Annotated in this window: 12 protein-coding genes and 4 pseudogenes; 2 read left to right on the top strand and 14 right to left on the bottom strand. The window is 37.9% G+C overall.

Annotation, left to right across the window (positions count from 1 at the left end):
- Window positions 1-6 precede the first annotated feature (6 nt).
- From AA974_RS02585 to AA974_RS02520, 13 genes and pseudogenes are all read right to left on the bottom strand, one after another.
- Entirely contained in the window at window positions 7-1,527 is a 1,521-nt protein-coding gene (locus AA974_RS02585; RefSeq protein WP_064433298.1) for a YifB family Mg chelatase-like AAA ATPase, read from the bottom strand.
- A gap of 5 nt (window positions 1,528-1,532) precedes the next feature.
- Complete coding sequence (gene def / locus AA974_RS02580) at window positions 1,533-2,057, bottom strand: peptide deformylase (RefSeq protein WP_064433297.1); 525 nt, start codon at window positions 2,055-2,057, stop codon at window positions 1,533-1,535.
- Between the two features lie 4 nt (window positions 2,058-2,061).
- Window positions 2,062-2,649, bottom strand: a complete 588-nt coding sequence (gene clpP / locus AA974_RS02575) for an ATP-dependent Clp endopeptidase proteolytic subunit ClpP (RefSeq protein WP_000540573.1) — start codon at window positions 2,647-2,649, stop codon at window positions 2,062-2,064.
- 20 nt (window positions 2,650-2,669) lie between these two features.
- Window positions 2,670-4,025 carry a trigger factor gene (tig, locus tag AA974_RS02570; RefSeq protein ID WP_064433296.1) on the bottom strand — a complete coding sequence of 452 codons (1,356 nt, stop codon included), beginning with the start codon at window positions 4,023-4,025 and terminating at the stop codon, window positions 2,670-2,672.
- A gap of 112 nt (window positions 4,026-4,137) precedes the next feature.
- Window positions 4,138-4,974, bottom strand: a complete 837-nt coding sequence (locus tag AA974_RS02565; RefSeq protein WP_064433295.1) for an outer membrane protein — start codon at window positions 4,972-4,974, stop codon at window positions 4,138-4,140.
- Between the two features lie 28 nt (window positions 4,975-5,002).
- On the bottom strand, window positions 5,003-5,785 hold the full coding sequence (gene hpaA, locus AA974_RS02560) for a flagellar sheath lipoprotein HpaA (protein WP_064433294.1): 783 nt from the start codon (window positions 5,783-5,785) through the stop codon (window positions 5,003-5,005).
- 117 nt (window positions 5,786-5,902) lie between these two features.
- Window positions 5,903-6,378 (bottom strand): annotated as a pseudogene (gene moaC, locus AA974_RS02555) (cyclic pyranopterin monophosphate synthase MoaC).
- A gap of 8 nt (window positions 6,379-6,386) precedes the next feature.
- A pseudogene (mog, locus tag AA974_RS02550) lies at window positions 6,387-6,916 on the bottom strand (molybdopterin adenylyltransferase).
- A 1-nt stretch (window position 6,917) separates the two neighbouring features.
- Window positions 6,918-7,154: pseudogene (locus AA974_RS02545) on the bottom strand (molybdenum cofactor biosynthesis protein MoaE); the annotation flags it as partial.
- A pseudogene (locus AA974_RS02540) lies at window positions 7,155-7,378 on the bottom strand (MoaD/ThiS family protein).
- 53 nt (window positions 7,379-7,431) lie between these two features.
- Window positions 7,432-8,010 (bottom strand): GTP cyclohydrolase II, encoded by a 579-nt coding sequence (gene ribA, locus AA974_RS02535; RefSeq protein WP_000825071.1) that lies wholly within the window; start codon window positions 8,008-8,010, stop codon window positions 7,432-7,434.
- Between the two features lie 152 nt (window positions 8,011-8,162).
- Window positions 8,163-8,909 carry a DUF3943 domain-containing protein gene (locus AA974_RS02525; protein ID WP_230380957.1) on the bottom strand — a complete coding sequence of 249 codons (747 nt, stop codon included), beginning with the start codon at window positions 8,907-8,909 and terminating at the stop codon, window positions 8,163-8,165.
- Between the two features lie 179 nt (window positions 8,910-9,088).
- Entirely contained in the window at window positions 9,089-10,123 is a 1,035-nt protein-coding gene (locus AA974_RS02520; RefSeq protein ID WP_064433290.1) for a bifunctional 3,4-dihydroxy-2-butanone 4-phosphate synthase/GTP cyclohydrolase II, read from the bottom strand.
- Between the two features lie 313 nt (window positions 10,124-10,436).
- Between AA974_RS02520 and AA974_RS07905 the strand changes: the two genes are divergently transcribed.
- A complete protein-coding gene (locus AA974_RS07905; protein WP_230380956.1) occupies window positions 10,437-10,871 on the top strand; it encodes a hypothetical protein in 435 nt (144 codons plus the stop codon).
- A 57-nt stretch (window positions 10,872-10,928) separates the two neighbouring features.
- Here the strand turns inward: AA974_RS07905 and AA974_RS02510 are convergent, their stop codons facing one another.
- Entirely contained in the window at window positions 10,929-11,786 is an 858-nt protein-coding gene (locus tag AA974_RS02510; protein ID WP_064433289.1) for a glycosyltransferase family 25 protein, read from the bottom strand.
- Between the two features lie 81 nt (window positions 11,787-11,867).
- Between AA974_RS02510 and AA974_RS02505 the strand changes: the two genes are divergently transcribed.
- Window positions 11,868-12,488: a M48 family metallopeptidase gene (locus AA974_RS02505; RefSeq protein ID WP_064433288.1), complete on the top strand. Its 621-nt coding sequence runs from the start codon at window positions 11,868-11,870 to the stop codon at window positions 12,486-12,488.
- The last annotated feature ends 9 nt before the right edge of the window (window positions 12,489-12,497 follow it).

Genomic DNA, 12,497 nt, shown 5'->3' with positions numbered 1-12,497 from the left:
ATCCTTTTAAGAAATCTTTCTGAAACTCAGCGCTTTAAGCATGTGAGATTTTTCTATATTCTCACAAGCGTTTAAATCCGCAATCGTTCTAGCGACTTTTTTGACCTTATTAACAGAGCGCATGGACAGATTAAACCTTTCAATCGCTTGCTCTAACAACTTTTGCGCTTCAGCGTTTAAAGAGCAAAATCGTTCTATCTGCTCTTCATTAAGCTTACCATTAAAAGCGCTCTGTTTCCTTAACTTTTGCTGTTTGAAAGCCAATAATACCCATTGATGCATCTCTTTTGAAGTCCAAGAATGCGACGGCGTGTCTTTATAATTCCCCTCTTCCATTTGCACAAACAAATCAATCCTATCCAAAAAAGGCTCGCTCAAGCGGTTTTTATACTGCGTGATTTCTCTGTCTTGGCAACGGCATGCTTTGGTTGCGCTGAGTAAATTCCCGCACAAGCAAGGGTTTTGAGCCCCCACAAATAAAAAAGAGGTTTCGTATTCAATTTTGCTATGCACTCGTGAAACCACCAATTTATTGTTTTCTAAAGGCTCTCTTAAAGCTTCCAAAATATCCTTTTTAAAATGAGGCAATTCATCAAAAAAAAGCATGCCGTTATGCGCTAGCGCGATTTCGCCAGGTTTTGGCTCTTTTAGAGAGCTTGAGCCTAAAATACTGGATTTTGAAGCGCTTTGGTGAGGGTTTCTGAAACTCCTTAAGGGGTAATAGGCGCTGTCTTGCTCGCTTAAAATGCGTAATTTTGTCGCTTCTAGGATTTCATTCAAGCTTAATGGAGGCAAGATATAACGCATGCGATTAATGATCATGCTTTTCCCACACCCTGGACTTCCCTCTAAAATCAAATTATGAAACCCAGCGCTAGCGATCAAGGTGGCTTCTTTAGCGACAGCTTGCCCCTTAACTTCTTTAAAATCTAATGCATAGGCGTCTGAAAAATAATACTCTTTATCGTTCAATTCTATCGTTTTAAAGGGTAGTTTTTTCGTGTGGGTGTCTGCTTTGATTTCAGGGTTTTGCAAGATTTCTAAAGCTTCTTTAAAATGCTCCACAAAAAAGCATTGCAAATTAGGAATGAGCGCAAAAAGCTCTTCATTAGCCTTAGGCGCAATGACTTTAGCATGGGGGTGCTTAATGGCAATGTCTAAAAGCATGGGGAAAATGTTAGAATTGGGTTTGATCTTGCCATCAAGCCCTAATTCCCCAAAAGCAAACCATTCTTTAAAAGCCAACTCTTGTTTTTGCAAAGCGATTAAAAGAGCAATAGGCAAATCAAAATGACTCCCGGATTTAGGCAAATCGGAAGGGGAAAGGTTGATGGTGATTTTTAAAGGCGGGAAAGTGAAATCGTTATTTTGTAAAGCCGATTGAACCCGCTGTTTGGCTTCTTGGATAGAGCTATTAGCCAAGCCTGAAATCACAAACGCCGGTAAAGCCCTTGTGAAAGTCGCTTCCACAGCCACGATTTCTGCCACTCCCCTTTGCATGGTCGCACAAAATATCGTGTTAATCATGGTTGTTATTTGTGTTTTTGTTTTTTTTGCAGCTCTTTGAGTTCTTTTTCAAATTTCTTACGCTTCAAAATGGATAATTTATCCACGAATAACACGCCATTGAGGTGATCTATTTCATGCTGGATAGCTACCGCTAAAAGCTCGCTCGCTTCTAAAATTTTCACTTCAGCGAAGCGGTTTTGATACTCTATCTTAACCTTTTCAAAGCGCTCCACCTCTTCATAAAATCCTGGCACAGACAAGCACCCTTCTTTATACATTATCATCCCTTTAGTTTCTATCCATTTAGGGTTAATGATTTCCAAGCAGTCTTCTTTGTGTTGCACGCCGTCTTCTCGTTGGAGATTGATAATGAGCATTCTTAAAGGCAAGCCCACTTGAATAGCGGCTAACCCTATCCCCTCACTAGCGATCATAGTTTCATGCATGTCCTCTAGTTGTTGGTGGAGTTTTGAATCAAAAGAAACGACCTCTTTAGAAATCGTTCTTAAGATTTTAGAAGGGTAATGGATAATCTCTAATAACGCCATGCAATCACTTCACATTTTTCTGTAACACTTTATCAATCAAGCCATACTCTTTAGCTTCTTTAGCGCTCATATAAAAATCCCTGTCCGTGTCTTTAGCGATTTGCTCCAAACTCTGCCCTGAGTTTTGAGCCAAAATAGAATTCATCAAACCTTTAAGCCTGAGGATCTCATTAGAAATGATTTCAATATCGCTCGCTTGCCCTTGAGCCCCCCCTAAAGGCTGGTGGATCATAATCCTTGAATGGGGTAGTGAAAAGCGCTTGCCCTTAGCCCCACAGCTCAGTAAAAACGCCCCCATAGAAGCCGCTTGACCGATGCAAATCGTGGAAACATCAGGGCGAATAAAATTCATGGTGTCATAAATGCTAAGACCGCTGGTTATCACCCCACCGGGAGAATTGATATACAAGCCAATGTCTTTTTCAGGGTCTTCAGCTTCCAAAAACAAGAGTTGGGCCACAATAGAAGACGCCACGCTATCATTGATCTCACCGCTCAATAAAACAATGCGATCCTTTAAAAGACGCGAGTAAATATCATAGCTACGCTCCCCACGATCGGTATTCTCTATCACATAAGGAATGTATCCCATCATCTCTCCTTTTTAGCTGTTTAACCCGCTTGAGTTTTTTGAGCGTTGGGTCTCATTTTCTCTAAAATTTCTTGCTGCTCTTTAGGCAAGTTTTTATCCAACAAATAAGTCAGCACCCTATCTTCAATCATCGCCATTTTCACCGCCGCTAACATGTTATTTTTGCGGTATTGTTCAATGAGACTTTCTGGGTTTTGCCCTGTCATCATCGCCTCATAATACAAAGTTTGAAAGACTTCATTGTCATGCACGCCGATTTTTTCTTCCTTCGCTAAAGCGTCAATGATAAAAGTGATTTTCACGCTTTTGATTGCATCATTCCTAAAGCTCTCACGCTTTTCTTTGGCTTTTTCTTGGCTTTCTTGTAAGGATTTGACTTCCTCAGCTTGCATGGAATAAAGATCGTTCCTGAATAACAAATCCATTTCTTGCTCAATGATTGTTTTAGGCAAATCAAAAACAATCTTTTCATCTAAATTTTCAATCAATTGTTCTTTCAACTCTTCATTATAAAGCCTGGCTTTATTTTCTAAAAATAACTGCCCTTCAACCCTTTCTTTTAAAAGCTTTAAAGTCGCATTCTCTTCATTAGCTAGCGCAATTTTAGCGAGTTCGTCATTGATTTCTAACACTTCACGCGCTTGAATCTGGTGTAATTTCACTTTAAAAAGGGCTTCTTTGCCGGCTAAATGCTCTGCGTGGTATCCGCTAGGGAAAGTCAAAGGGAATTCTTTTTCTTCGCCCGCTTGCATGCCTAAAAGAGCCTTTTCAAAATCTTCTAGCATTTGCTTACTGCCTAAAATCACACTGAAATTCTCAGCCTTGCCCCCTTCAAAAGGCGCATTATCTATAAAGCCTTCAAAATCAATCGTTAATTTATCGTCGTTTTGAGCTTTTCTTTGAGCGTCAGTATCCACAAATTTCGCATAGTCTTTAGCGAGCTGTTTCAAACGCTCACCAATTTTTTCTTCATTTGGAATTTCTACTCCCACGCTAGGCACACACTCTTTGATCTTGTCTAAAACAATCGTGGGTTTTAAGCCGATGTCCGCTTCTATTTCAAAATGCGTGTCTTTTTTTTCAAATTTAGTGAGATTGGGGCTGCCGATTAAATCCTTATTTTCAATCCCTAATTCTTTAAGCGCATTTTTTAAAACCTCTTGAATCATTTCTTCTTGAGCGTCCTGTTCAATTTGGGCTTGATAACGGGTTTTCACTAAGCTAAAGGGGACTTTACCTCTTCTAAAGCCATCAATTTTAACTTTTTGGGCGATTTTTTGAGCGATTTTATCATAACGCTTTTCTAAATTTTCAACGGAAGGTTTAGCGCTTAAATGGGCGTTAGCGGTGTCAATCTTTTTCACTTCAAGATTCATTTTTTTCCTTAAATGGTTAAAAAATTAAATTTTTGTATCATTATAGCTTAATTTGTTTTAATTCTAGTTTATAAAAAGCGGTTTTAATTCTAGTTTTCAAAAATTTAAAAAACTAAAAATCATAAGTTGAAGTGAGATAGACAGAAATATTGCGCTTGAAATAAAGGGTGTATAAAGAGGTTTTAAAATAATCATTGGTTAAAAAGGGGATGCGCGCACCAAATTCTATCGCCCAATTCTTATACCTTGAAAAGCGGTAACGATACCCCACATTTAACATCACTTGAAACATGTAAGGGTGATAAACGCTCAAAGGATCTTTAGCCCACTTTTTAAAAATCTTTGTTTCATAAAACCAGGTTTCTCCCACGAGATTCATCCCTAAAATCAGCGTTCCAAAAGCGCGTTTGTATAAAAAGTCAGCCCCAGCGCCATAAAAAATAGCGTTAATAAAAGTCTCTTTTCTTTGCATTTTTTCTCTATAGCTTTTAGGGATCTGCGAACTCTCTCTCAAACTATCGCCCAATACGCCTTTATTTTTAAGAAAAAAACCATAGGCATAGTCCAAAGAAATATAAAAGCGGAAACCATAGCGCTCTTTTTTAGGAAAAAATTGCTTATAGCCATAAATCAAACTGACTTCAGCAAAAGGAATGTCTCGGTATTTTGAATGGTTTTCAAATTTTTCCCTGCTCTGTAGCCATGACATTTGCACCACGCTTGTGCCGTAATAATGGGAACTTTTGTCTGTGTTAAAAAGTTTTCTCTTGGGCTTTTTAGGCTCAGTGAAACATGGAGGATGGGTTTTACTCCTCAAACACTTCTTTGCTAAAAACCGCTGGTATCCTAGATCTTCTTCTTTGATGATGGTGTAAGTAACTAGATCATCAGCCCTTAAACACATGCTCAAAAAGAACGCTAAAAACCCCCTTTTAAGCAGTCTGTTCAAGCGTTCTTTTCTTATGGGTTATTTGTTTTTATCGGTTTTTTTTGTTTTTCAATTCCTTGGCGTCTTTTTGATAAGATTCTAAATTCTTTTGAGTGAGTTTTTTGTCTATTTCTTGCATGATATTTGCAAAAATCTTATTCAAAGCACTCTTAATCGCATCATTAGAATTATCCGTTCCCTTAACCATCGTGCTAACTAACCCCCCACTATGGCTTGAATGGGTGGTTTTTAAAAATTTTTCTTGGATGTCCAACTCGCTCAAATCCATCGTAAAAGAATCTAAAGATTCCCCACTCATAGGCTCTAGTATGGTAACCTTGATAAACCCAGCTGGGATTAAAACCCCTTCCATTTTATCCAAACCAGTGGAGAACAATAACCCAGGTTCTGATTTTTTCTGTATGGTCCTTTTAGGATCGGGGCGTAAAACAATTTCACCATTCATAACGATGGCCAAATACCCTTCTTTTTTTTGTGCAAAAGAAAAATCGTCTTTATCACTGCTATCTACATTAATAACCTTATAGCCCTGATTTTGCAAAATCTGTTCAACCTTGAGCGCGGTTTGATTCTTGAACTTGTTTTCATACTCTTTAGCGATATTATCGCTATATTGAAAAGCTGGCTTTAAAAGCAGAATCTTTTCATCTAACGCTTGAACTTTCTCGCTAGCTGGATGATAATTCAACTTCAAAGAGACTTCATTGGTTTCAATAATATGCGGGCTGCATCCCACTAATAAAGCCACCACGCTCGCGCCTAAAAGGCATTTTTTCCATGCAAAATCTTTAAAATGACCATTTGCTTTCATCGTTCTATCCTTGATTGTAATATTTCAGACTTCTATAACAACAAACCCGAAGCAACAACACGCTTTTGTTGTCAAAATGTTATTTTACCCTAACATCTTTAGATTATCAGTCTTTTTCTATTTTTTAGCGTTATAATCCCCGCTTTTGCCTCCACTTTTATATTCCAACATCACACCGCTAATTATCATGCTCTTATCAATGGCTTTCACCATGTCATAAATGGTTAAAAGCCCTACGCTCACACCCATAGCGCTTCCATTTCTACGCCCGTTTTAGCTTGAGTTTTGACTCTCGCATAAAGTTTAAAACTATAAGTCTCTTTTTCTTCTAAAATATCAATATCCACCCCATTGAGCATGATTGAATGGCACATGGGAATGAGCTCGCTTGTCTTTTTAGCCCCCATAATCCCAGCAATAATAGCAGTCTGTAACACCGGACCCTTTTTGACGCAATGATTAATAATAGCGTCATAAGCCTCTTTATTCATGCTGATACGACCGCTTGCTAGAGCGATTCTTTCAGTGGTTTCTTTATCCCCTATATTCACCATTTTAGGCTGATTTTCTCCATTCAAATGAGTGAGTAGCATTTTTTACCTTATTGTTTGGGGCGAAACGCTTGAATGTTTTTTTATTCACTTGCATATAATTTCCTAAAATCAAATCCACGCAATAAGGAATTGCTGGAAAAACCGCTTCTAAGCATTCTCTAATACTTTTTGGCTTACCAGGGAGATTGACAATCAAACTCTTATTCCTGATACCAGTGCTCTGGCGTAATAGAATCGCTGTAGGCACATATTTTAAACTAGTCATTCGTATAAGCTCTCCAAAACCAGGAAGCATTTTTTGGCACACTTTTTCTGTGGCTTCTGGGGTTATGTCTCTTAAAGCAGGGCCTGTGTCTCCTGTAGTAACGACTAGATCGCATTGGTATTCATCGTGCATTTTAATCAGCGATTTTTCAATCAAATCCCTTTCATCGGCGACAATTTCGTAATGGAATTCTAAAGGATTGAGCAGATATTCGCCCAACACTTCTTGTATCGCCTTACCGCTTAAATCTTCATAAATCCCTTTTGACACTCTATCGCTCGCGCTCAAAACGCCTATATGAATCGTTTGCATTTTAACTCCTTTTTAAGGCTAAAAGCCCGCTCCCTTTTAGAAGGTGGCTTCTTTGTTTAGCGTAGATGCGTTGATTATGGATTAAATCGTATTTCCAAATAGGGGCGTTACGCTTAAAATCTTCAATAAAATCTTCGTATAGTTCTAAGGCATTTTTTCTATTCTTTCCCATTAAAACGCATAAAAATGAGCTTTGTCCTATCAAAACATCGCCCAAGCTGTGCGCCATTTTTAACACCTAGCCCCCACAAACCGGTGGCAACAAACTGATCTCACATCGCCATCTTTTAAAGGCGTGTTTAAATTGTCTATTAAATGATCATTAAGGGCTATCGCGCAAACGCCTAACCACTTTTTTAAGCCCTCTTTTTCTTGTAAAATCGCTCTTAATTCCTTTAAATCACCCGCTTTGACGGAAAAATTTTCTTCTTTTATGAGTCCAAAAAATCGCACTTCTACCATCATTTACCCTTATATTAAATCTTTTTAAAACCTCTTTAAAGCGCTCATAATTTTCACAATAAATGCCCCATTTTGAGCTTTTTGACTTCCAAATACCCTTGATTGTGCTCATTAGCGCACACGATCAAGCTCTCTCTTGTTATCTCAGCGTATTTTTCTAAAGCGGCGATTTTTTTAGGGTTGTTTGTGAGTAAGCGCATTTTTTTAATGCGGTAATATTCTAAAATTTCACCCACAATACTATAATCCCTTTCATCGTCTTTAAACCCTATCATTTCATTGGCTTGAATGGTATCATAGCCCTTATCTTGCAAAGCGTAGGCATTGACTTTGTTAAATAGCCCTATCCCACGCCCTTCTTGGCGCAAATAAATCACTAGCCCCCCTTCTTTAGAAATCCTTTCTAACGCCATTTGCAACGCCCCCCCACAATCGCATTTTTGAGAGCCTAGAGCGTCGCCGGTCAAGCATTCTGAATGCAAACGCACTAAGGGGTTTTGAGAAAAATTAGGGGTGAAAACCACTAAATGATCTTTAGAACCATTAGAACCCTTTTCTCTAAAACACTGGATATAAAACTCCCCAAATTGAGTGGGTAATTTGGCTTGGTTAGAAACTTCTAATCGTTTCAAGGATACTCCTAAAATTAGTTTTAAAAACGCATCTTTTAAAAAAAGGTATTCTATCAAAACTCTTTATAATTTTTTTAAAAAGTTATTGAACGAACAACCCCATCTTTTAAAAACCTCCAACAGACTCACCGCCCCTAAAACGAGTTGATTCTTTAAAATTTGTAAGTCAAATTCAAACCATTGGGGCTTAAGCTAGAACGGATTTCATGTTTATTATGAATCCCTAAAGCTTCCCCAAGCCCTAAATCCCTGATCACAAAACCGATAGGATCCATAAGAGCGATAACTAAACGCCCTAAAAATAAAGAGCCAAAAAGCTTGCCTTTGTTGCGTTGGATATAGTGCGTGAGCTGATAAAACCCTTCCCCTAAAATGGAGCCTAATAAAGGCGTGATCACTAGATCCTGCCAGCTAGGCACTTCCACAAACGCTTCCAAGCCATATTCCCAAAAAAGCGTGGAAGTGATAAAAGAAAAAAACGCTGATACCATCCAGCTAAACCCAGCCATGCGCGGTTGCATATAATACATAGCCCCAAAATAAGGGTGCAAAATTTCATTGAAAATAAAACTATCATTGTCTAATTTGGGCCCCATGCGGACATTTTCAAACCAACTTTTGACGCCAAACTTTTCTCTATCCCAATTCGTTACGCTCTCTGGCATGAGATACAACCCCACAATCCCTATCACCAAAGACACGCCTAAAATCCCAACACTCGTGCCTAAATATTTCCAACGGCTATTTGGGGCATAAGGGATCGTATTACTCTTTTTGAACTTCTTTTTAAAGTGTTGCCAAATAAGACTTTTAGGACTCCGCCTGAGCGTTTCTTCTAATTGAATACTGTTAGCGTTTAAAACACTACAGCCCAACCCCCAAATAACAACGAAAACCACCCAAATCTTTTGGAATGTTTTTAGGAATATTTTCAATAATATTTTTAGGAATGTTTTTAATGAAATCAGCATAAACTCTATTATTACTCTCATCAGGTTGCAAACTTTATTGCTTGACTTAAAAAGAGTTTATTATACCTTAAAAACATTACAACACATTCAATGAAACCCAACAAGCCTCAAAGGCTAATCGTTTCTACAAGCTTAAGCCCAAACCCGCTCAAAGCCTTATACTGCCTGTCTTCAGAAGAGCTTAAAAGCCTGAAATCCTTTATCCCCAAATTTTTTAACACTAACGCCCCAATCCCAAAATCTTTAACGATATTGTTTTCTTTAGAATGCGTGTTCATAAAGATCAAATAACCCCCTTCGCGCTTTAAATATTCTAAAGCCTTAAAAAACACTTCAAACGCATCAGTCGTTAAAAAATCAAAATCCTCTTTGATAGGGTGGAAACGCACTAAAGGGGCTAAACCATTGGTTTTTACGCCTTTAAACTTAAAAGCGTAATGGTTTTTTTGCTGGTGGTCTAAAAAAGTGTAGCATTGCGTTTGGTGTTTTAAAAATTCTCTTTCTTCTTGGCAAAACATTTTCAGCAAACTTTCATTTTCTAAACGATAGCTAATCAAATCAGAGACATAGAGGGTTTTAAGGTTATGTTTAATGGCGAAATCGCTCAAAAATTTATCCCCTCTCCTCGCCATAGAGCCATCTTCTTTCATGATTTCACAAATCACGCTCACGGGCTTTAATCCAGCTAATTTGCATAAATCCACACTCGCTTCAGTATGACCCGTGCGCGCTAACACGCCTCCATCTTTTGCGATTAAAGGGAAAATATGCCCCGGGCGCACGAAATCGCTAGGTTTGGTGGTGTCTTTACACAGCAATTCAATCGTTAAATGCCTTTCAAAAGCAGAAATCCCGGTTTTAGCTTCTTTAGCGTCAATAGAAACCGTGAAAGCGGTCTCATGGTTAGAATCATTCACACTAACCATAGGGGGTAATTCAAATTTTTTCGCTAAATCTTTGGTTAAAGACACGCAAATCAACCCCCTAGCATGCGTGGCCATGAAATTGATTTTCTCAGGGGTAGAAAAAATCCCGGCTAAAACCAAATCCCCCTCATTTTCTCTGTCTTCATCATCCATAACAATGAGCATTTCGCCATTTTTATACGCTTCTAAAGCTTCAGTAACTCGTTTTAAGATCATTCTAACTCCCTAAGTCTTTCCCCCTAATTTCATTCAATTAAAAATTAATTCAGATTGTAAAAAAGAAATATAGCATGTTTAATAACGATTATTACTTGATTGCTTGATTCAGATACAAACCGCTAAAACCTTTAAATTAAAATTAAGGTAAAACCAAGCTTGACAGCTTACAAGCTGAAAGAGAGTTTTTAAAACTCTCTTTCATTTATGTGAATAAAGAGATCAGTTACAAATGGAAAGCAATGGGTAAAACTTTTACCATGCACCAGCATGTCTATGAGCCTATTTTTGAAGCGCTTAAAGATATTCTATCGTGAGCGCGAAAGAAATTCAAGATATTTTAAGCGCACATTACAAAAGAAAGGCGGCTTTTAGTGAGCTTGTAGATGTGATTGTGAATTTAAAAACGCAAGGCAGTTTGCAAGCGGCTCAAGAAAAAAGCGTTATAGAGCAAGCCAAACACTCTAGCGATCGATTCAACCAAGCCATTATTGAAGAAAACCAATACGCCTATTACTTAAATCATTTGGTTTCTCCTATCAGCGCGAAAGGGATTTATTTGAATCATTTGGAAATGGATTTCTTGTATGCGCGCATGCACCACATCAAAGATCCCATCAAATGGCTTTCTCAAAAGCCCTATATTAAACAAACAGAGCAAGAATTGCAAAACGCGCTTCAAGATTTTGAAAAAGACCTACCCCGATTGAAAAAATTAGGCGTTATCCCTAAAGAAATTAAAAAATAAATTTTAAGAGGGCTTTTAAGCTTTCGTTAAAAACTTCAATGGTAATATTTGCAAAGCCTAATGGTTAGTTTTTCTGATGATTAATTTTTGGGTTATACCTAAAAACTTTATCCAAGATTGAAGCGTGCTTTTATGCAAAAAACGGCCAATCCTAATGCTTAAAGGTAATTTTTTAGGCCTTTGTTTTTCGGTGTTGGAGTTTTGAGTATTCATTCCATCGCAAGCAATCGCAAACTCTTCTAACACATAGTTTTTGACCCCATGCCAATAATGCCTATCCATCACGCAATCTATAGGCATCACCCATTTTTTCGTGCTGTATTTCAATAATTTTTGCGCGGCTTTTGGGGCTAAAACATACCCTTGAGTGCCAATGCCATCTTTAAAATTTAAGATTTGAGAAACCCCTTTAACGGGAGTTTTTTGTTTAGCCACATTTTCTTCTAAATGCATCAAACGGATATAGCCTAATTCGTTGATGTGTTGATGGCAAAACTCCAAGCTCTCTTTAAAACGCTCTTTTACAATAATATCATCTTCTAAAATACAGATCGCTTCATTGAGTTCTATGCATTTTTGCCACAATGAATAATGGCTCGCATAGCACCCAAGCTCCCCAAACCCCATCCTCTTCCCACAATGCTTGAGCGCGTAAAAGAAATTTTTTAACGCGCAAGGGGGGTGTTTTTCATTCTTGCAAAAAGCCAATAAATCTTCAATCATAAAAGAAGGGTGCAAATGCTCTAAAATCAAGGGGTGTAATTGAGTGGGAGAGATTTTAGAATAGATCGCATCAAAAATTTCATAAGAGATTCCTTGAAGTTTAAGGCTCTCTAAAAGGGGGGTTATATGAGTTTCTTTTAAAGAAAAATTTTGACAGGTTTTTGGGCTTAAATGAATAATAAAAACACGCATGTTAGCCTTAATTCTTAATGCAAATAAAATCAATATTAAACAGACTTACATTCTAGCGCAAATTTTAGTAAAATACGCATCATGTTAGACGATATTCCTATTACCATTCAAAAAAGTAAAAAAATCAAAACCCTGAGCTTGAATATCACGCCCTCTTTAGAAGTGATTCTAAAAATGCCCCATTCTTGCTCTCAAGCTAGAGTGCATGCTTTTTTAAAAGAACAAAAAGCTTGGATACAAAAAACCCTTTCAGCCATGCAAGAAAAATACTCCCTTTTACACTCGCACCTAGAAACCTATCACAACAAAATCCTTGTGTTTGATGAGGTGAAAAACGCCAACGATTACACCCTAACAGAGCTTAAAAAAATCTTAAAAACTTATTTGGAGCAGAAACTCCCTTTAAGCGCTCAAAAAATGCAAACTTCATACACCCGTTTTAGCGTTAGAAACAACGCTAAAGTTTTGGGGAGTTGCTCTTATCATAACCGCTTGAGTTTTGCATTATTATTGGTTTGTGCCCAAAAAGAAGCGATTGATTATGTCATCATCCATGAGCTAGCCCACACGATCCACAAAAACCATTCCAAAAATTTCTGGCGTTGCGTGGAATCGTTTTGCCCTAATTACCGCGCTCTAAGAGAGCATTTAAAACAAAGGGTTGTTTTTTATGCCCAACTGCTCAAGCGGCTACAACCATAAATATTAAAC

The organism is Helicobacter pylori (assembly GCF_001653475.1).
Lineage (GTDB): Bacteria > Campylobacterota > Campylobacteria > Campylobacterales > Helicobacteraceae > Helicobacter > Helicobacter pylori_CM.
The sequence above is the reverse complement of the archived record's forward strand: the minus strand, read 5'-3'. Positions and strand labels throughout refer to the sequence as shown.